The sequence below is a fragment of the Luteimonas sp. Soil_C_16 genome (genome assembly GCF_057657295.1).
The window spans coordinates 74051-93993 of record NZ_JBDGIS010000001.1 but is presented as its reverse complement, the minus strand read 5'-3'; the positions used below and the strand labels follow the sequence as shown (position 1 = coordinate 93993).

The window sequence follows — 19943 nt, the reverse complement described above, 5'->3', positions numbered from 1 at the left end:
CGCGCGCCCGCAGACTCGTGGCGCGCCGCCCCACCGGAGCCCTTCTTGGACGCCCTGCTGCTGTCGCGGATCCAGTTCGGATTCGTGATCTCGTTCCACGTGTTGTTTCCGGCCTTCACGATCGGCCTGTCGAGCTGGCTGGCGTTCCTGGAATTCCGCTGGCTGCGCACGCGCGATCCGGTGTGGCGCGAGCTGTATTTCTTCTGGATGCGGATCTTCGCGGTGTCGTTCGGCATGGGCGTGGTGTCGGGCATCGTCATGAGCTTCCAGTTCGGCACCAACTGGTCGGCGCTGAGCATCGCGGCCGGCAACATCCTCGGGCCACTGCTGAGCTACGAAGTGCTGACGGCGTTCTTCCTCGAGGCGAGCTTCCTCGGCGTGATGCTGTTCGGCTGGGGCCGGGTGTCGGAGAAGCTGCATTTCCTGTCGACGTGTCTCGTCGCCGTGGGTACGCTGATCTCGACGTTCTGGATCCTCTCGGCCAACAGCTGGCTGCACACGCCGGCGGGCTATGAGCTGATCGACGGCGTGTTCCATCCGGCCGACTGGATGGCGATCATCTTCAATCCCTCGTTTCCGTACCGGCTGGCGCACATGGCGCTGGCGGCGTTCATCACCACGTGCTTCGTCATCGGCGGCGTGGCGGCCTGGTATCTGCGCCGCGGCGAACACGTCGATGCCGCGACGCGGATGCTCAAGCTCTCGGTCGCGTTCGCGGCGATCACCGTGCCGCTGCAGATCTTCGTCGGCGATCTGCATGGTCTGAAGACCGGTGAAGTGCAGCCGGTCAAGCTCGCGGCGATGGAGGCGCACTGGCACGAGAGCGCGCCCGGCGAAGGCGTGCCGCTGGTGCTGTTCGCGGTGCCCAACGTCGCCGAGGAACGCAACGATTTCGAGATCGCGATCCCGCGACTCGGCAGCGTGATCCTCACCCACAGCTGGGACGGCACGATCGCGCCGCTGACCGCGGTGCCACGCGACGAACGGCCGCCGGTGGCGCCGGTGTTCTACGCGTTCCGGGTCATGGTCGGCATCGGCATGGCGATGCTGCTGCTCACCGTCGTCTCGCTGTGGGCGTGGCGCCGGCGCTGGCTGTTCGAATCGAAGTGGCTGCTGAACACCTGGCGGCTGATGGCGCCGAGCGGCTTCATCGCGGTGCTGGCGGGCTGGTTCGTCGTCGAGATCGGCCGCCAGCCGTGGGCGATCCAGGGCCTGCTGCGCACCGCGGATGCGGTCAGCGACATCGACCGCACCAGCGTCATTGTGTCGCTCACCGCCTTCGTCATCGCCTACGCCGTGGTGTTCGGCGCCGGCGGTGGTTACATCCTCAAGATGATCCGCAAGGGCCCGCAGCCCTTCGACGACGGCCCCGACCACGACGCGGGCGAGCGCACGCCGATGCGGCCGATCTCGGCGGCCGACGGCCCGGTGGGAGACGACTGATGGACCTCGACCTGCAGACCGTGCTGCCGGTGATCTGGTTCGGCGTGATCGGCTTCGGCGTGCTGATGTACGTGCTGCTCGACGGCTTCGTACTGGGCCTGGGCGTGCTGGCGCCGTTCGCCGAAGACAGCGAGCAGCTCGACCACATGATGACGACCGCCGCGCCGATCTGGGACGGCAACGAAACCTGGCTGGTGCTCGGCGGTGCCGGTCTGCTGGCAGCGTTTCCGCGCGCCTACGCGATCGTGCTGTCGGCGCTGTATCTGCCGGTGCTGCTGATGCTGATCGCACTGGTGTTCCGCGGCGTCGCGTTCGAGTTCCGCTTCAAGGCGCAGCGCGGCAAGCGCTTCTGGGGTGTCGCGTTCGCGCTGGGCTCGCTGCTCGCCGCGTTCGCGCAGGGCGTGATCCTCGGCGCGCTGGTCGAGGGCATGGCGCTGGAAGAGGGCAAGTACGCCGGCGGCGCGCTGGACTGGTTCAGCCCGTTCTCGATGCTGACCGGCGCCGCGGTGGTGTTCGGTTACGCGCTGCTCGGCAGCGGCTGGCTGATCCTGAAAACCGAAGGCCGGCTGCAGCAGATGGCGCGCACGCTGACCCGGCCGCTGGTGCTGGTGGTCGCGGCCTTCATGGGCCTGGTCAGCGCATGGCTGCCGTTTCTGGACTCGCAGATCATGGCGCGCTGGTTCGAGAACGGACATTTCTGGTGGCTGTCGCCGGTGCCGGTGCTGGCGCTGGTCAATGCCATCTGGCTGTGGCGCGCCGCGATGCGCGAGGGCCGGGATGCGCGCCCGTTCCTGCTGACGCTGAGCTTCTTCGGGCTCGGCTTCCTCGGCCTGGTGCTCGGCATGTGGCCGAACATCGTGCCGCCGTCGCTGAGCATCTGGGAGGCGGCATCGCCGCCGTCGTCGCAGGGCTTCGTGCTGGCCGGGCTGGTGGTGCTGCTGCCGTTGATCCTGGGGTACACCGCGTGGTCGTACCGCGTGTTCCGCGGCAAGGTGGCCGCCGACGCGGGCTATCACTGAACACGGTGTCGACGCACGCGGTGTTCGCCTCGCCTGCCGCAATACCCAAGCCCGGGGTTTTGCCGCACAATCGAGCGTGTTTCCGCGGTTCTTCGGCCATGCACGCCTACGTCTACAAAAGCCAGCGCAAGGCGGACACCTACGTGTACCTCGCCGAGCGCGACGCGTTCGACGTCCTGCCCGATCCGGTGCGCGCGCAGCTGGGCGAACTGAGCTTCGTGCTCGATGTGGCGCTGACGCCCGAGCGCAAACTCGCGCGCGAGGATGCCGCGCTGGTGCGCGAGAAGCTGCGCACGCAGAAATTCCATCTGCAGATGCCGCCGCGGCTGGTCCACGATCCACTGACGGAGGACTGGGGCACCGATGCCTGAGTCCGCGCAGCGGCCGTCGTCCGCGTTCGCCCGTTCCCTGATCCTCGTGCTTCTGGCCGGCATCGCGCTGGCTGCGCTGACGCTCGTCGGCGGTCCGCTCGCCGCCGTCGCCGGCGCGCTCGCACAGCCGGCATTCGCGCTGGTCGTCCGCGGCTGGCGCACGCGCGCCGTCCCCGCGGGCGCGACGCTCCGGACCGATCTGCTGTCGCTGGCCGGCGCCTGGGGCGGTGCCACGGTCGCGACCGCGGCGCTGGTCGCCTGGCCGCTGTCCGCGTTGCGGCAGGGCGGTGAACTCGGCGCGGCGCTCGCGTTGAGTGTCGCGGTCGGTCTCGCGGTCATCGGCTTCTGGCGCACCTGGCCGTTGTGGCACGCGATCGAGCGCGACGGCGGCGACCTGCGTACGCACTGGCGCGCGCTGTCGGAGCGCGAGACCGGCAACTGGCGCGGCGTCGGCGCAGCGCTGTGCGTGGCGGCGATCGTCGCCCTGGTGCTGATGCCGGCCTGGCTGCCGGCCGGCGGCATCGGCCCGCGCGCGGGGCTGGCGATCATCGCCGTGCTCGCCTCGCTGGGCCTGCATGCCGTGCTGCAACGGCTCGCGCCGCCTGCGGCGCTGCCGATCCAGATCGTCGAGATGCAGGGCGATCCCGCGGTCGCGTTGTCGGAAGAACCGCTCGACGCGGCGCCCGATGTCGCGCTCTACGCCGCCGCGCGCGCCGGTCGCGTCGATCGCGCACTGGCGCTGATCGAAGCCGGCGCCGACGTGCGCGTGCTGCCGGCGGTCGACGATCGCGACCAGCGCAGCCTGCCGGTACTGGCCGCGGTGCTGCCGGATCTGCGTCTGCTGCGTGAACTGATCGCGCGCGGCGTCGACGTCAATACCGCCCATGCCGGCATGACGCCGCTGCTGGCCGCGACCCGCGACAGCTGGCACGGCCGCCCCGACGCGGTGATGACCCTGCTGGCCAATGGCGCCGATCCGCGGATCACCGATCACGAAGGCAATACGCCGCTGCATCTGGCCGCGCGCAGTTCCGATCCCGGCGTCGCCGCGCTGCTGCGCGATGCCGCGGCCGAACTCGAAGCGCGCAACCACGACGGCCTGACGCCGCTCGGCATGGCCTGCGCGGTCGGCAACTGGCGGCTGGCGAAGTTCCTGCTCGAGCGCGGCGCGCGCGCCGAGGTCGACGGCGGCACGCCTGCGCTGCTGGCCGCGGCCGGCGGCGACGAGGACGATGCCGCCGGCGTGCAGTTGCTGCTCAAGCACAAGGCCCGCGTGGATGCGCGCGATGCGCTGCGTCGCAGCGCGCTGCATGTGGCGGCTTTCCAGGGGCACGACGACATTCTCGCCGCGCTGCTCGGCGCCGGCGCCGACGTGCGCGGTCGCGACAACGACGGCCGCACGCCGCTGCTCGAAGCCGCACGCGCCGGTCGCCTGTCCGCGTTCGAAGCGTTGCTGGCCGGACACGCCGATGTCGCCGCGGTCGACGTCGCGGGGCGCAATGCGGTGATGCTGGCCTGCACCGCGGAGCTGCCGTCGGCCGCGCTGCTGCAGCGGTTGCTCGAACTCGGCGTGCCGGCCGATGTGGCCGATGCCGAGGGTCGCAAGCCGGTCGACCGCGCCGCCGAGACCGGTCGCTGGACGCTGGTGCGTCTGCTCGATCCCGACTACCCGCTGCCGGCCAACATCGGCATCGGCGATGACGAAGACGGCGCCGTCGCCAGCGACCGCACGCCGGTCCTGTTGTTGCGCGCGAGCCTGCGCGAAGGCCGCTTCGACGATCAGGGCCCGCTGCTGCGCCTGCTCGGCGCGCGCGATCTCGGCGGGCTGCTGCTCGATCCCGAGATGCCGCCGTCGCTGGACCGCATCGAATGGCTGCTCGCGCAGGGCGCCGACGTCGAAGTGGCCGATGACACCGGCGCGCCGCCGCTGTGCGCGCTGCTGGCCTCGGCCCCGCAACATCTGCCGATCCTGCAGGCGCTGCTGCGCCACGGTGCGTCGCCCGGTGGCGCCGGCACGCTCGCGCGCTATCTCGCCGCCTGCAGCGATGACGACCAGGCCGCACGCGCTTACGAGACGTTCGCGCTCGACCTGCTGGCGCGTGGCGCCGATCCCTTCGCGCCGTCGTCCGCCGGCGATCCGCCGCTGTCGCTCGCCGTCCGGCTGGGCTGGTTGCGGCTGATCGAGCGCCTGGTCGGTCACGGCGTGGACCTCGATGCTCGCGACGCCCGCGGCATGACCGCGCTGCATCTCGCCGCCGCGCTCGGCCGCGAAGGCGCACTGAAGGTGCTCGTGCGGCATGGCGCCTCGCCGGCGGCCTGCGCCGCCGACGGCCAGACGCCGTTGGGCGTCGCCCTGTCCGCCGGTCGCCGCGATCTCGCCGACTGGCTCGACTGGCGCGGTTGGAAGCTGCCGCGTCGCGCGCTGGAACCGGCCGATCTGCCGGCCGCCGCGAATGCCGGCGATGCCGAAGCCGTGCGCCGCCTGCTGGATCTCGGTTTCCCGGTCGACACCGTGGACGCGCAGGGCTGCACCGCGCTGCTGCGCGCCGCCGGTGGCGGGCATCGCGACGTCGTCGAGCTGCTGCTGTCGCGTGATGCCGATGCCGCGCGCGCCGCGCAGTCCGGCGCGACGCCGCTGTCGGCGGCGGTCAGCATGCGGCACGCCGAGGTTGTCGATCGTCTGCTGACCTCCGGTGTCTCGCTCGACCAGCGCCTGCCGGGCGAAGTCAGCGTGCTGATGCTCGCCGCAGCGCTCGGTCTGCCCGATCTCGCCGCGCGTCTGCTGACCGCCGGTGCCGACATCCACGCCACCGATGCGCAGGGCCTGACGCCTCTGCATTGCGCCGCGCTGTACGGCTTCACCTCGCGCGACCGGCCGCGTCTGCTCGCGCTGTTCGACACCCTATTGCTGGCCGGCGCAGAAGTCGATGCGCCCGCGGCCGGCGGCGTCACCCCGTTGCTGCTGCTGCTCGGTGCCCGCGCCGAACCCGGTACCGCCTGCGACGAGGACGTGGTGCTGGCGGCGATGGAACAGCTTCTCGACGAAGGTGTCTCGCTCGATTCGCAGGACCAGCGTGGCTTCGGCCCGCTGCACCTGACCGGCCTGCACGGCCAGCTGCGCCTGGCCCGTCGGCTGCTGCGCGCCGGCGCCGACCCCGACTTGCGCGACACCCTCAACCGCACCCCGCGCGAGGTCGCGGTGATGCGCGGCTTCATCGACGTCGCCGCCGAATTCGCCCCCGCCCAGAGCGGCGACGGCGTGTCGATGGCGCGGTTCCTGCGCGAGCAGCGCTGAGGACCCGGGGTCTGCCCGGGCTTGTTCCTTGCTGCCGGAGACGGCACAGTCGGGGCCCGGTCCTCTGCAGGAAGCATCCATGAACCGCACGCTCTCCGCGTTGCTCGCCCTCGCGTTTCTCGCGGGCGCCACGCCCGTCGCCGATGCCCAGAGCGCGCGTCAGGCGCGCCAGGAAGTCGAAGCCTCCATGCTGGTGACGGGTCACGTCGACATCGATCGCGAGGGCAAGGTCACTGGTCACGCGTTCGACCAGCCGGACAAACTGCCGGCGCATGCCGTCGACCTGATCGAGCGCGCGATTCCGGCGCTGCGGTTCGAACCGGTGCTCGTCGACGGCGCCCCCGTGCTCGCACGCGCGAAGATGAGCGTGCGCCTGGTCGCGACGCCGGTCGGCGACAGCGAAGGCAACATGCACGTGCGCATCGCCAGTGCGCACTTCGGCGAGGAATATTCTGATTCCGATCGCACCAGCGTGCGTCGCGCCGACCTGCGTCCGCCGCGCTATCCGATGAACATCGCGCAGATCGGCGGCAAGGGCACGGTCTACCTGCTGGTGAAGGTCGGCCGCGACGGCAAGGCTGAAGATGTCGTCGCCGAACAGGTCAACCTGACCGCACTCGGCAATGCGCGACAGATGCAGATGATCCGCAACACCCTGTCGAAGACCGCGATCGACAACGCACTCAAGCACTGGACGTTCACCCCGCCCGAGCAGGGTGAGGACACGACCCGTGATTACTGGGTGGTGCGCGTGCCCGTCGACTTCAGGCTGGGCGACGACCGGGCGGCCGCGTACGGCCAGTGGAGTGCCTACCACCCCGGCCAGCAGCAGCGTCCCGTCTGGGCCGCCCCGACGCCGCCGGGCTTCAGCCCCGACAGCCTGGTGGCTGGCGGCATGACGCCGGAAACCTCGCGCTTCAAGCTGTTGACGCCGTTCCAGGGCTGAGCCCGTCGATTCCGTTTTCCGTACGCCCAAGGCGTGAACAAGGAGGTTCCATGCGACATTCGATACTGCTGACGGGCAGTCTTCTCGCCTTCGCGATTGCGGCTCCTGCGAGTGCACGAGACGCTGCCGAGGTCGTGGCGTTTCCCACGATGGTCAAGGTCGTCGTCGACGCACGCGGTCAGCCGACCGACATCGAAGCGTCGCCGAAGCTGTCCCAAGGTCTTCGCGATTTCGTCGAAGCCCGTGCGCGCGATCTCGCGTTCGAACCGGCGGTGATCGAGGGACGCCCGCGTGGCGGTGTGACCTACGTGGTCTTCGGCGTCTGCGCGGTGCCGGCGGCAGGCGACCAGATGCAGTTGGCCGCCGAATACCGGAGCCACGGTCCGGGCCTGGCGGACGGCTCGGCGTATCCCGCGCCGCCGCGTTATCCGGTGGAAGCGGCGCGGCGCGGGTTGGGGGCGAACATGACGGTGCACTACACCGTGCAGCCCGACGGCAGCGCGCGCCTGGATGCCGTCGAGTTCGCGGATGGCACCCGCGAGCGCACGCGTGCCCCCTTCGAACGCATGGCGCGCGACTGGGTCGCCGACATGCGCACGTTGCCGGAACAGGTGGATGGTCAGGCGATCACGACCCGTGTCAGCACGCCGGTGACCCTCGAGGTGGCGAACACGGGCTCGCGCAAGGCGCGCGACATGCTGAGGAACATGCAGGCGTCGAAAACCGGCTCGGCGGAATGTCTCGCTGCCGAGCAGGCCCAGGCCGGCGGCCAGGTCGTCACTGCGCAATCGGCATTCGTCATCCGCGACGCGGGCTGAGCCTGCCGCACGCCGCTTCGCTTCGAACGCGGAGACAAACCCAAACGAAAAGACCCCGCGCGAGCGGGGTCTTTTCTTTGCGGGAGCCGGCGGACCGGTCAGCGCTTCATCGACGAGAAGAACTCGTCGTTGGACTTCGTGGTCTTCATTTTGTCGAGCAGGAATTCCATCGCGGCGATCTCGTCCATCGGATGGAGGAGCTTGCGCAGGATCCAGATGCGCTGCAGCAGGTCCGGCTCGATGAGGTAATCCTCGCGACGCGTACCCGACTGGTTGACGTTGATCGCCGGGTAGACGCGCTTCTCGGTGATGCGGCGATCGAGGTGCACTTCCGAGTTGCCGGTGCCCTTGAACTCTTCGTAGATCACCTTGTCCATCGCGCTGCCGGTGTCGACGAGCGCGGTGGCGATGATGGTCAGCGAACCGCCTTCCTCGACGTTGCGCGCGGCGCCGAAGAAGCGCTTCGGGCGATGCATCGCGTTGGCGTCCACGCCACCGGTCAGGACCTTGCCCGAGCTCGGCACGACGTTGTTGTAGGCGCGGGCGAGGCGGGTGATCGAGTCGAGCAGGATGACGACGTCCTTCTTGTGCTCGACCAGGCGCTTGGCGCGCTCGATCACCATTTCGGCGACCTGCACGTGGCGTGCGGCCGGCTCGTCGAACGTCGACGAGATGACTTCGCCGCGCACGGTGCGCTGCATTTCGGTCACTTCTTCCGGACGTTCGTCGATCAGCAGCACGATCAGGTGCACGTCGGGATGGTTGTAGGTGATGGCGCTGGCGACCTGCTGCATCATCATCGTCTTGCCCGCCTTCGGCGGCGAGACGATCAGGGCGCGCTGGCCTTTGCCCTGCGGGGCCATCAGATCGAGGATGCGGCCGGCGATGTCCTCGCTGGAGCCGTCGCCGCGCTCGAGCTTGAAACGCTTGCGCGGGAACAGCGGGGTCAGGTTCTCGAACAGCACCTTGCCCTTGCTGGCTTCCGGCGGCTCGCCGTTGATCGTGTCGACGACCGACAGTGCGAAGTAGCGCTCGCCGTCCTTCGGCCAGCGGATGCGACCGAGCAGATGGTCGCCGGTGCGCAGATTGAAGCGGCGGATCTGGCTGGGCGAGATGTAGACGTCGTCCGGGCCGGCGAGGTAGCTCGCCTCGGCCGCGCGCAGGAAGCCGTAGCCGTCGGGCAGGATCTCGAGCACGCCGTCGGCGACGACGCCCTCGCCGTGGCGGGTCAGGACCTTGAGCAGGCCGAAGATCACGTCCTGCTTGCGGGCACGCGCCACGCCTTCGATCGACAGCTGGTCGGCGATGTCGAGCAGCTTGTGCGCCGGCATGCGCTTGAGGTCGCTCAGCGTGTACTGCGGAAACCCGTCCGGAATGTTCGGGGGCGGCAGGCGCTGGACGTGGTCGTTGCCACCGTCCTGCGGCAGGCCGTCATCGCGGCCACCACCACGCGGACGATCGCGCCGGTTCTTGAACCGGTCGCGGCGGTTGTTGCCGCCCTGTTCGTTGTTGTTGCCACCGCCGCCATTGTTGCCGCGGTTCTGGTGCTGCTGGCCGCCGCCGTGCTGGCGCGGCTCGCCGCCCTGCTGGGCATGATGCTGGCCGCCGTTCTGCTGGCCGTTCTGGCCCTGGTTGTTCGGGTTGCCGCGCGGGGCATCGCCCTGTGCGGACTCGCCCGACGCCCTCGGCGCTTCGGACTGCGGCGCGGCCGCCTGCGGCGGCGGTGCGCTCGCGGGCGGTGCCTTGGGTGCGGAGGCGTCCTGGGTCGCCAACGGCAACTGGGACTGGGAATCGGGAGAGGCGGTATCGGTGGCCTTCTTGGCCACGCGCGGCTTGCGCACGCGCTTCACGGCGGAGTCGCCCTCGGGCGTGCCGGGATCGGATGTGTGGTCGGACAAGCGGAAAATCCTCGCTCGGTTGCGAGCGCCCGGGACGGGCGGCGGCAGGAAAACGGACAGTCGGGAGTGACGCCAGATGGGTGCGGCGCGCGGTACACACGCCGGAGCAGGGCAAACCTAGCACTGCGTCCGACCGGCGGCAAGCGGTGGCCGCGCGGTCGGTTCAGACGGCAGGGCGTCTTCCGACGGCCTGTCGCGGGGTCGGAATGGGCCTCAGAGGGCCTTGTCGATCAGCTGGGCGAGCTGCGGCTTGCCGACGGCGCCGATCTGCGTGCCCTGCACCTGGCCGTCCTTGAACAGCAGCAGCATCGGGATCGAGCGCACGTGGTACTTCAGCGCGGTGGCCTGGTTCTGGTCCACGTCGATCTTCACGATCTTGGCGCGGCCGGCGTAATCGCCCGCCAGTTCGTCGAGCGCCGGGGCGATCATCTTGCAGGGGCCGCACCAGGGCGCCCAGAAGTCGACGAGCACCGGCACGTCGGACTGCAGCACGGTGGCATCGAAATCGGAATCGCTGGCGTGGATGACGGCGTCGGTCACAGGGGGCTCCGGGGGGCTGGGGCGCGCTTCGAAGCAGCGGCGCCGGGATGGATGTAAAATGGGGGATCGCCGACCGGAATCAAGGTGGCGCTCCTGCGGGACGACCCATGCGTCCTGCGCCCAGGCAGTCTGCCGTCGCGACTGCCTCCCACGCAAGCACGCGGCGCCCTCCAAGTCGGCGACGCCCGGACACCTTCCTACGCATGAGCGACAAGCCTCTTACCGACATCACCTTCTCGTCCTTCGACCTGCATCCGGCGCTGCTCGCCGGGCTGGAAGAGGCCGGGTTCACCCGCTGCACGCCGATCCAGGCGCTGACGCTGCCGCTGGCCCTCAACGGCCGCGACGTCGCCGGCCAGGCCCAGACCGGCACCGGCAAGACCCTGGCCTTCCTGGTCGCGGTGATCAACCGCCTGCTGTCGAAGCCGGCCCTGGCCGACCGCAAGCCGGAAGACCCGCGCGCGCTGATCCTCGCGCCGACCCGCGAACTCGCCATCCAGATCCACAAGGACGCGGTGAAGTTCGGCAGCCACCTCGGCCTGAAGTTCGCCCTGGTCTACGGCGGCGTCGACTACGACAAGCAGCGCCAGATCCTCACCGAAGGCGCCGACGTCATCATCGCGACCCCCGGCCGCCTGATCGACTACGTCAAGCAGCACAAGGTGGTCAGCCTGCACGCCTGCGAGATGTGCGTGCTCGACGAAGCCGACCGCATGTTCGACCTCGGCTTCATCAAGGACATCCGCTTCCTGCTGCGTCGCATGCCGATCCGCACCGAGCGCCAGACGCTGCTGTTCTCGGCGACGCTGAGCCATCGCGTGCTGGAGCTCGCGTACGAGCACATGAACGAGCCGGAGAAGCTGGTCGTCGAAAGCGAGTTCATCACCAACGCCAAGGTCCGGCAGGTGATGTATTTCCCCGCCGACGACGAGAAGCTGCAGCTGCTGCTGGGCCTGCTGTCGCGCAGCGAAGGCGCGCGCACGATGGTGTTCGTCAACACCAAGGCGTTCATCGAGCGCGTGGCGCGGGCGCTGGAGAAGGCAGGCTACCGGGTCGGCGTGCTGTCGGGCGACGTGCCGCAGAAGAAGCGCGAGAGCCTGCTGAAGAAGTTCCAGGCCGGCCAGCTCGAATTGCTGGTGGCGACCGACGTCGCCGCGCGCGGTCTGCACATCGACGGCGTCAGCCACGTCTACAACTACGATCTGCCGTTCGATGCCGAGGACTACGTCCATCGCATCGGCCGCACCGCGCGTCTGGGCGCCGAGGGGGATGCGATCAGCTTCGCCTGCGAGCGTTATGCGCAGAGCCTGCCGGAGATCGAGGCCTACATCGAACAGAAGATTCCGGTCGAGCCGGTGACCTCCGAGCTGCTGACCGCGCTGCCGCGCGCGCCGCGCGAAGGCATTGAACTCGATGCCGAGGACGGCGAGAGCATCAGCGAGATCTTCAAGGAAGTGCGCGAGGCGCGCGCCGTCGAAGACGCCAAGCGGGGCGGTGGCCGCGGTGCGGGTGCCGGCGGTCGTGGTGCGCCCGGTTCGCGGGGTCCGCGTTCGGCGGGCAGTGGCGAAGGGCGTGGCGAGCGCGGACCGCGCAAGCCGCGTCCGCCGCGCGTCGAAGGCGAGGCCGCCGCGGCCGCGCCGGCCGTCGCGGGTACGCAGCCGGTGATCGATGCCGCCGGTTCGGTGGCGCAGGCGATGCCCGACGAATCGCGTCCGCCGCGCAAGCGTCGTCGCCGCCGCGCCGGCAAGAAGATCGAAGGCGCCGAGGGCGCATCGCCGCAGAACGGCGCGACGGCTGCGGTCGACGCGTCGAAGAAGCCGCAGGGCAACGGCGGCAAGGGACCGCGCGAAGTGCGTCCGACCCAACGTCCGGCACCGGCTGCGAAACCGGACAAGGCGCCGTCGCTGCTGAGCCGCATCGGTCGCGGCCTGCGTCGTCTGGTCTCGGGTGACGACAAGCGCTGATCGCTGGTCTCGGCCTGCGTGATGAGAGCCCCGCTTCGGCGGGGCTTTTTTTGGATGCGAGGCCGGCGCTTGAGCCTTCTCCCGCGAAGAGGGAAGGCGCACGCCTCATGACGCTGTTGTCCACATTCCCTGCGATACTGCTGCGCATGAGCGTTCTGCGATTCGACAACGTCAGCAAGCAGTATCCGGGCGGCCACGTGGCGCTGTCGGAAGTGAGTTTCGACGTGGCGGCTGGCGAGATGCTGTTCGTCACCGGCCACTCCGGCGCGGGCAAGAGCACGCTGCTGAAACTCATCCATCTGGCCGAGCGGCCGAGCCGCGGCGCGGTGGTGTTCGGCGAGCGCAATCTGCTCAAGGTGCGCGGCCGGAAGGTGGCGATGCATCGCCGCGACATCGGTGTCGTGTTCCAGGATCACCGCCTGCTGCCCGACCGCACCGTGTTCGACAACATCGCGTTGCCGCTGATCCTGCGCGGCATGCGCCGGCCGGAAATCGGCAAGCGCGTGCGCAGCGTGCTGGAGCGCCTGGCGCTGGGCGCGCGCGAACGTGCGCTGCCCACGCAACTGTCGGCCGGCGAACAGCAGCGCATCGGCATCGCCCGCGCGATCGTCGGTGAGCCGATGCTGCTGGTCGCCGACGAACCCACCGGCAACCTCGATCCCACGTTGTCGGCCGAAATCATGGCGCTGTTCGCCGAGCTGCCCGAGCGCGGCACCAGCGTGCTGATCGCCAGTCACGACCTCGGTCTGGTCAAGCGCATGAAGAAGCGCACGCTGGTGCTCGACCACGGCACGCTGGCCGACGACATCTCGCCGGAGGACCTCGCCGATGCCTGAGGCGCCCCGCAACCAACCTGTGCGCAAGGGCGCCTCGCCCGTCGGCACCTGGGTCGACCACCACGTCTACAGCGTGCTCGCCAGCCTCGGCCGGCTGTTCAAGAAGCCGTGGTCGGCTGCGCTGACGATCGGCGTCATGGCGGTCGCACTCGCGTTGCCGCTCGGCCTGTGGCTGGTGCTCGACAACGTCGGCCGTCTGGGCGGCAGCATCGACGCCTCGCGCGAGATCAGCGTGTTCCTCAAGCAGGACGTCGACGGCCCGCGCGCCGAGGCGCTGGCTGGCGAACTGCGCGGCCGCGGCGACGTCGGCAGTGTCGTGCACCGCTCGCCCGACGAAGGCCTGGCGGAACTGCGCGAGCGCGGCGAGTTCGGCGATGCGATCGACGTGCTCGGCGAGAATCCGCTGCCGCACGTGCTGATCATCACCCCGGGCGGCGACGAGATGCTGCTGGCGCAATCGCTACGCACGCTACCCGAATCGGAACTCGTCCAGCACGACGCGCAATGGCGCGAACGGCTCGACGGCTGGCTGCGCTTCGGTGGCCGCGTGGTCTGGGTGCTGGCGGCGCTGCTCGGCATCGGCGCATTGCTGGTGGTCGGCAACACAGTGCGGCTCGACATCCAGTCGCGCCGCGACGAACTCGGCGTGCTGCAGCTGCTCGGCGCCACCGACGGCTTCATCCGCCGGCCGTTCCTGTATCTCGGCGCCTGGTACGGGCTGGCCGCCGGCGCGGTCGCGCTCGGTCTGCTGGCATTGGCCGGGCTCGCGCTGCAGCCGCCGCTGGCGGAACTCGCGGCGAGCTACGGCGCGGCGTTCGCGCTGCGCGGTTTCGGGCTGATGGGCGTCGTCGCGGTGCTGGCCGGCGCGACCGCGCTGGGCTGGTGTGGCGGTGGCATCGTCACCGGGCATTTCCTGCGCCAGACGCGGCCCACCGACACCTGAGCCATGCAGGACCTCCGTCATTTGGCCGGCGACGCGCCCCGGGTGATGGTCGTCGACGGCTCGAAGCTCGTGCGCCGGCTGATCGGCGATGTCCTGCGGCAGGCGCTGGCCGATGTCGACGTGGTCGAATGCACGGGCCTAGCGGAAGCCGTGGTCGCGCTCGATGCGGCGCCGGTCGACTTGGTCAGCACCGCGCTGTCGCTGCCCGACGGCGACGGCCTGCAGCTCGCACGCCGCGTGCGAGAGGCCACCGGCCAGCGCTACGTGCCGGTGATCGTGGTCTCGGGTGATGCGCAGTCGCATCTCGAAGCGCGCCGCTTCACCGAAGACGTCACCGATCATTTCGACAAGGCGCTGGGGCAGCGCGCGCTGGCGGAGTTCATCCGCGGCTACGTGCAGCCGGCGCCGATTCCCGATGCGCACGTGCTCTACGTCGAAGACAGCCGCACGGTCGCGCTCGCCACCCGCCGCATGCTCGAAGCGCAGCAGATGCGCGTGACCCACGTGCTCAGCGCGGAAGACGCGCTGGCCTATCTGGACGCGTATCGCGACGGGCCGGCCGCACCGGGCGCCGATCTGCTGCTGACCGATGTGTACCTCAAGGGCGAACTCAGCGGCCACGACCTGCTGCGCGCGGTGCGCCGCGACTTCGGTTACGGCAAGCGCCGCCTGCCGGTGCTGGTGATGACCGGCGACGGCAATCACGACAACCAGGTCGCGCTGCTGCGCGCGGGCGCCAACGATCTCGTCGTCAAGCCGGCCGAGGAACGCGTGCTGGCGACCAAGGCGCTGTTCCAGTTGCGGCTCGCCGCGATGCCGGGCTGAGCGTCCGCGTTACCCTGTGGCGCCCAGCGCAATCGAGCCGCCGCATGTCCGACATCAGACTCGAACCTTCCTGGAAAGCGCACGTCGGCGACTGGCTGCGCCGCGAGGACATGCAGGCACTGTCGGCGTTCCTGCGCCAGCGCAAGGCCGCGGGTGCGCGGATCTATCCGCCGGGGCCGGAGATCTTCGCGGCTTTCGATGCGACGCCGTTCGATGCGGTCAAGGTCGTGATCCTCGGCCAGGATCCGTACCACGGGCCCGGGCAGGCGCACGGGCTGTGTTTCTCGGTGCGCCCGGACCAGCGCGTGCCGCCGTCGCTGGACAACATGTACAAGGAGCTCGAACGCGATCTCGGCCTGCCGCGCCCTGATCACGGCTGGTTGATGCCGTGGGCGCAGCGCGGCGTGCTGCTGCTCAATGCGGTGCTGACGGTGGAAGACGGCAAGGCCGGCGCGCATCAGGGCAAGGGCTGGGAAGGCTTCACCGATCACGTGGTCGATGTGCTCAACCGCGAGCGCGAGAATCTGGTGTTCCTGCTGTGGGGCAGTTACGCGCAGGCCAAGGGCAAGGTCATCGACACGAATCGCCATTGCGTGCTGCGCACCACGCATCCGTCGCCGCTGTCGGCGTATCGCGGCTTCCTCGGCAGCGGGCATTTCTCCAAGACCAACCAGTTCCTGCGCAAGCGCGGCATCGCCCAGATCGACTGGTCGCTGCCGATGCGATCGGAACTCGACGCATGATCCGCAGCGTCGAAGCCACGCGCTACGTCACGCCGCTGCGCGAAGGCGGCTCGCTGCCGGCGGTGGTCGAGGCCAACGACGACGGCATGTACGTGATGAAGTTCCGCGGCGCGGGGCAGGGCGCGAAGGCGCTGGTGGCCGAGCTGATCGGCGGCGAGTTCGCGCGTCTGCTGGGTCTGCCGATGCCGGAGATCGTGTTCATCGATCTCGATCCCGAGCTGGCCGCGACCGAGCCTGATTCGGAAATCCAGCATCTGATCCGCGCGAGTGCGGGCTGCAATCTCGCGCTGGATTACCTGCCCGGCGCGATCAACTTCGATCCCGCGGTCGAGCCGCCCGATGACGATCTCGCGTCGCGGATCGTCTGGTTCGATGCCTTCATCTGCAACGTCGACCGCACCGCGCGCAATACCAATCTGCTGGTCTGGCACCGCCGGCTGATGCTGATCGACCACGGCGCGGCGCTGTATTTCCACCACGACTGGGACAGCGCGACGCGCATCGCGACCGGTCCGTTCGCGCGCATCGCCGATCACGTGCTGCTGCCGTTCGCGACCGCGCTCGACGCCGCCGATGCGTCCCTGTCGGCGCGGATCACCGAAGACGACATCCGCCGCATCGTGGCGCTGGTGCCCGACAGCTGGCTGGCCGGCGAAGACCGGTTCGCCGATGCCGATGCGCATCGCGCGGCCTACGTCGCGTTCTTCTGCACGCGCCTAGCGCACCGGTCGGCGTTCGTCGGGGAGGCGCAGCGTGCGCATGCAGCGGGTCTATGACTACGCGGTGATCCGGGTCGTGCCCCGGGTCGAACGCGAGGAGTTCATCAACGCGGGCGTCATCGTGTCCTGCCAGGGTGCGCGCACGCTCGTTGCGGCGGTCGCGCTGGATCCGGTGCGGCTGCACGCGCTCGATCCGCATGCCGATATCGACACGTTGCAGCGGCATCTCGACGCGATCGTGCGCATCTGTCGCGGCGATGCCGACGGCGGGCCGATCGCCGCGCTGCCGGCGCGTGCGCGGTTCCACTGGCTCACCGCGCGGCGCAGTTCGATGATCCAGGTCTCTCCGGTGCACACCGGGCGCACAGACGATCCCGACGGGCTGTGCGCGCGGCTGATGGCGCGCATGGTGCTGCCGCCCGGCCCGGTGCGCGGCGCATAAAAAAACCCGGCAGCGTGCGGGCTGCCGGGTCGGCTACGGGCGAGGGAGGGATCGCCCGGAGTTCAGAGCACGGAGCCGGAGCTCCGCAGCGCGTTTCAGCGCTTGGTGGTCTTCGCAGTCGCCTTGACGACCTTCTCGGCCTCGGCGCGGACGTCGGCGGTGGCCGATTCGATCTGCGACTTGGCGAGGCCGGCGATGGCTTCGTGCGTCTTCACCGTGCGGCCCAGGGTCTCCTGGCCGGCGCTGACGAGACGCTCGACGTTCTCGCGTGCAACCTGTGCGCCCTTCGGCCACAGGGCCTTGAGGCCGTCCATGTCGCGCACTTCGATCGCTTCGTTGACGAAGGCGAACGTGGCGTGGGCGTTGTCGTTGAGCGTCGACAGGTGAAGGCCGAACAGCGTCTCGGCATTCTCGAGGGTCAGACGGTTGAACTGGGCGGCGGCATCGGCGAACTGACGCGACGCGGCCGTGAACTGCTCGTTGAGCTGGTAGGACATGGCGGTTACCTGCGTGAGCCGGCGGTCTGCCGGGTTTGTGCGGTGCAGCATACCGCAGCCATGTTGCATTGCAACAAACAGCCGACGAGCGGTCGTCAGGCATTCAGTTTCGTATGTGGATCAGTGACTTGAAACCGTTTCCAGCGCGGAGGGCGGCCGACTCAGGGGCCGGTGTAGCGGCAGCCCGACGTGCAGGTTTCGCGGATCACGATCGCGCTCAGCGCCGGCAGTGCGGGCTTGAGCCGCTCCCAGATCCAGATCGCCAGACGCTCGCTGGTCGGGTTGTCGAGGCCGGGAATGTCGTTGAGATAGTGGTGGTCGAGCTGGGCGTAGAGGGGGGCGAAGGCGGCCTTCAGATCGCCGAAGTCCATGATCCAGCCGGTTTCCGGACCCGGCTCGCCGGACACGTGCACCTCGACCTGGAACGAGTGTCCATGCAGGCGCGCGCACTTGTGGCCCGGCGGCACGTTCGGCAGCCGGTGCGCGGCCTCGAGGGTGAAAACCTTGAAGATGTCCATGCGCGCATTCTCGGGCGTGACCGTCTGCGCGGCAATCGTCGCGATGCTGACATGCGCGGCTGCCACGCTCGCAGGTCCCCGTTCGCACCGGCCGATGCCCCGATGTCCCCCCTGCGCTGCCTGCTTTTGCTGCTGATCGCCACCGCCGCCATGACCCTGCCCGATCGCGTCGCCTCCGCCGCCACGCCCGCCGTCGAAGCCCCGCGCGTGATCGCGCATCGCGGCGCGAGCGCGCGCATGCCCGAACACACGCTCGCGGCATATCGGCGCGCGGTGGAAGACGGCGCGGACTTCATCGAACCCGATCTGGTGATGACCCGCGACGGCGTGCTGGTCGCGCGCCACGAGAACGAGATCGGCGGCACCACCGATGTCGCGCTGCATCCGCAGTTCGCCGATCGCAGACGCACGCAGCGTATCGACGGCAGCGAGGTCACGGGCTGGTTCACCGAGGATTTCACGCTTGCCGAGCTGAAGACACTGCGCGCACGCGAACCGCTGCCGGCGCTGCGCGGCGTCTGGTATGACCGCCAGTTCGCGGTGCCCACGCTGCACGAGATCCTGGTGCTGCTCGACGATCTGGTGCGCGATTCGGGCCGGCCGGTCGGCCTGATTCCGGAGATCAAGCATCCGACGCACTTCCGCAGCCTCGGTCTGCCGATGGAGCGGGCCGTGATCGACGTGCTGGCGAAGCACGCGGTGGCCACGCGTGTGCCGCTGGTCGTGCAGTCGTTCGAGCCGACCAGCCTGCGCACGCTGCGCGACATCGCTGCGCCGGTGTTGCCCGATCTGCGTCTGCTGCAGCTGATCGGCGATCCGCGCGCGAAGCCGGCGGATGTCGACGCCGCCGGCGGCGATCTGCGCTATCGCGACATGCTCACCGCGGATGGGCTGCGCGCGATCGCGGCCTATGCGTCGCTGCTCGGGCCGCACAAGTCGCAGATCGGCGACGTCGGACGCGGCGGCCGTTTCGATCCCACGACATTGATCGTCGATGCACACGCGGCCGGCCTGCAGGTCATGCCCTACACGTTCCGTCCCGAAAATCCGTATCTCCCGCGCGCCTTGCGCAGCGGCGGCGCCAATGCGCGCAACGAGGCCGGCGCCATCGCCGAGATGCGCGCGTTCCTCGATGCCGGTGTCGATGGCCTGTTCGCCGACGATCCCGCGCTCGCACGGCAGGCCGTGGACGCGCGCTGAACCAACTGCATCCGCACCACGCACTGCCGGCGTACGTCCCGTGAATCTCATCACGGGAGCCGTCCATGTCCTCGTCCGCTGTCGCGCGCGCCGCCGATGCGCGCACGCACTGCGTCGCGCTGCTCGTCTGTCTGTGCGCAACGCTTCCGCTGGCGGCCGCCGAGCGCGAAGACGCGCGGGCGCTGGCACGCGACGACGGCCGGCTGCTGTACCGCGAAGTGCATTACCAGGACCGCGACGGCGATGCCGACAGACGCGTGGTGCTGTACCGCTGCCCGGACGGCACCGCGTTCGCGCGCAAGATCGTGCGTTCGCACGGCGATGCCACGCAACCGGACTTCGCCTTCCACGATGCCCGCAACGGCTACCGGGAAGGTGTGCGCACGCGTGACGGAACGCGCGAGATCTTCGTCCAGCGCGGCGAGGGCGCGCCGCGTACGGCCACATTGCCGGCCGCCGATGACGCGGTGATCGACGCCGGGTTCGATGCCGCGGTCCGCACCCACTGGGCCGCGCTGGGCGATGCGCCGCAGCGTCTGTCGTTCCTGCTGCCCGAGCGTTTCGCGTTCATGCCGGTGCGCGTGGCCAAGGTCGGCGATGTCGACGGCATGCGTGCGCTGCGGATGTCGGTCGACACCTGGTTCGGCTTCGCGGTGCCGCCGATCGAGCTGCGCTACGGCCTGGACGACAGGCGGCTGCGCGAATTCGCCGGACCCGGCACGGTGCGCGATGCCCGCGGCAGGCCGCGCGAGGTGCGCATCGTGTTTCCCGCCCGGCCTACGCGCAGCGTCGCGGCGACCGAAGTCGCCGCCGCGCTCGCCGACCCGCTGGACGGCCGATGCGCCATCTGACGCCCATCGTCCTGCGCCCGCCGCGTCGTCGGCGCGCCGCGCGCCCGCGCTTGCGCGAACGGCGGGCCGCGGTGA

General features: G+C 69.8%; 19 protein-coding genes. 15 read left to right on the top strand and 4 right to left on the bottom strand.

The features are described from left to right. The first annotated feature begins 45 nt into the window (after nt 1-45). From AC3A5T_RS00485 to AC3A5T_RS00460, 6 genes are all read left to right on the top strand, one after another. A complete protein-coding gene (locus AC3A5T_RS00485; protein WP_487626864.1) occupies nt 46-1443 on the top strand; it encodes a cytochrome ubiquinol oxidase subunit I in 1398 nt (465 codons plus the stop codon). Continuing rightward, a complete protein-coding gene (cydB, locus tag AC3A5T_RS00480) occupies nt 1443-2462 on the top strand; it encodes a cytochrome d ubiquinol oxidase subunit II (RefSeq protein WP_487626863.1) in 1020 nt (339 codons plus the stop codon). The genes AC3A5T_RS00485 and cydB overlap by 1 nt, the downstream gene beginning before the upstream one ends. A gap of 98 nt (nt 2463-2560) precedes the next feature. After that, nucleotides 2561-2833, top strand: coding sequence for a YcgL domain-containing protein (locus AC3A5T_RS00475; RefSeq protein ID WP_487626862.1), 273 nt, complete (start codon nt 2561-2563; stop codon nt 2831-2833). Continuing rightward, nucleotides 2826-6128 (top strand): ankyrin repeat domain-containing protein, encoded by a 3303-nt coding sequence (locus AC3A5T_RS00470; protein ID WP_487626861.1) that lies wholly within the window; start codon nt 2826-2828, stop codon nt 6126-6128. Before AC3A5T_RS00475 ends, AC3A5T_RS00470 begins: the two co-directional genes overlap by 8 nt. A gap of 79 nt (nt 6129-6207) precedes the next feature. Next, entirely contained in the window at nt 6208-7074 is an 867-nt protein-coding gene (locus tag AC3A5T_RS00465) for an energy transducer TonB (RefSeq protein ID WP_487626860.1), read from the top strand. Between the two features lie 50 nt (nt 7075-7124). Then, a complete protein-coding gene (locus AC3A5T_RS00460; RefSeq protein WP_487626859.1) occupies nt 7125-7892 on the top strand; it encodes an energy transducer TonB in 768 nt (255 codons plus the stop codon). A gap of 98 nt (nt 7893-7990) precedes the next feature. On the opposite strand, the gene rho is transcribed toward AC3A5T_RS00460, so the two are convergent. Next, nucleotides 7991-9790, bottom strand: a complete 1800-nt coding sequence (gene rho, locus AC3A5T_RS00455) for a transcription termination factor Rho (RefSeq protein WP_487626858.1) — start codon at nt 9788-9790, stop codon at nt 7991-7993. 213 nt (nt 9791-10003) lie between these two features. Then, a complete protein-coding gene (gene trxA, locus AC3A5T_RS00450) occupies nt 10004-10330 on the bottom strand; it encodes a thioredoxin (RefSeq protein WP_232115954.1) in 327 nt (108 codons plus the stop codon). A 203-nt stretch (nt 10331-10533) separates the two neighbouring features. On the opposite strand from trxA, the gene rhlB reads away from it, so the two are divergent. The 7 genes from rhlB (at nt 10534) to AC3A5T_RS00415 (ending at nt 16802) form a co-directional block, all read left to right on the top strand. Next, nucleotides 10534-12294 carry an ATP-dependent RNA helicase RhlB gene (gene rhlB / locus AC3A5T_RS00445; RefSeq protein ID WP_487626857.1) on the top strand — a complete coding sequence of 587 codons (1761 nt, stop codon included), beginning with the start codon at nt 10534-10536 and terminating at the stop codon, nt 12292-12294. Nucleotides 12295-12440: 146 nt separating this feature from the next. Continuing rightward, on the top strand, nt 12441-13130 hold the full coding sequence (gene ftsE / locus AC3A5T_RS00440; RefSeq protein WP_232134043.1) for a cell division ATP-binding protein FtsE: 690 nt from the start codon (nt 12441-12443) through the stop codon (nt 13128-13130). After that, nucleotides 13123-14073, top strand: a complete 951-nt coding sequence (gene ftsX / locus AC3A5T_RS00435) for a permease-like cell division protein FtsX (RefSeq protein ID WP_487626856.1) — start codon at nt 13123-13125, stop codon at nt 14071-14073. Before ftsE ends, ftsX begins: the two co-directional genes overlap by 8 nt. A 3-nt stretch (nt 14074-14076) precedes the next feature. After that, on the top strand, nt 14077-14898 hold the full coding sequence (locus tag AC3A5T_RS00430) for a response regulator (protein ID WP_487626855.1): 822 nt from the start codon (nt 14077-14079) through the stop codon (nt 14896-14898). 44 nt (nt 14899-14942) lie between these two features. Then, nucleotides 14943-15641: a uracil-DNA glycosylase gene (ung, locus tag AC3A5T_RS00425; RefSeq protein WP_487626854.1), complete on the top strand. Its 699-nt coding sequence runs from the start codon at nt 14943-14945 to the stop codon at nt 15639-15641. Next, nucleotides 15641-16417 carry a HipA family kinase gene (locus tag AC3A5T_RS00420; RefSeq protein ID WP_487627420.1) on the top strand — a complete coding sequence of 259 codons (777 nt, stop codon included), beginning with the start codon at nt 15641-15643 and terminating at the stop codon, nt 16415-16417. Before ung ends, AC3A5T_RS00420 begins: the two co-directional genes overlap by 1 nt. Then, nucleotides 16401-16802 (top strand): DUF3037 domain-containing protein, encoded by a 402-nt coding sequence (locus tag AC3A5T_RS00415; protein WP_332079228.1) that lies wholly within the window; start codon nt 16401-16403, stop codon nt 16800-16802. Before AC3A5T_RS00420 ends, AC3A5T_RS00415 begins: the two co-directional genes overlap by 17 nt. Nucleotides 16803-16897: 95 nt before the next feature. Here AC3A5T_RS00415 and AC3A5T_RS00410 read toward each other — a convergent pair whose 3' ends face one another. Both AC3A5T_RS00410 and queD read right to left on the bottom strand, forming a co-directional pair. Then, nucleotides 16898-17299: a phasin family protein gene (locus AC3A5T_RS00410; RefSeq protein WP_332079229.1), complete on the bottom strand. Its 402-nt coding sequence runs from the start codon at nt 17297-17299 to the stop codon at nt 16898-16900. Between the two features lie 161 nt (nt 17300-17460). After that, nucleotides 17461-17817: a 6-carboxytetrahydropterin synthase QueD gene (gene queD, locus AC3A5T_RS00405; RefSeq protein ID WP_487627419.1), complete on the bottom strand. Its 357-nt coding sequence runs from the start codon at nt 17815-17817 to the stop codon at nt 17461-17463. A gap of 102 nt (nt 17818-17919) precedes the next feature. On the opposite strand from queD, the gene AC3A5T_RS00400 reads away from it, so the two are divergent. Beyond that, a complete protein-coding gene (locus AC3A5T_RS00400) occupies nt 17920-19017 on the top strand; it encodes a glycerophosphodiester phosphodiesterase family protein (RefSeq protein ID WP_487626853.1) in 1098 nt (365 codons plus the stop codon). A 65-nt stretch (nt 19018-19082) separates the two neighbouring features. Beyond that, entirely contained in the window at nt 19083-19868 is a 786-nt protein-coding gene (locus AC3A5T_RS00395) for a hypothetical protein (RefSeq protein ID WP_487626852.1), read from the top strand. The last annotated feature ends 75 nt before the right edge of the window (nt 19869-19943 follow it).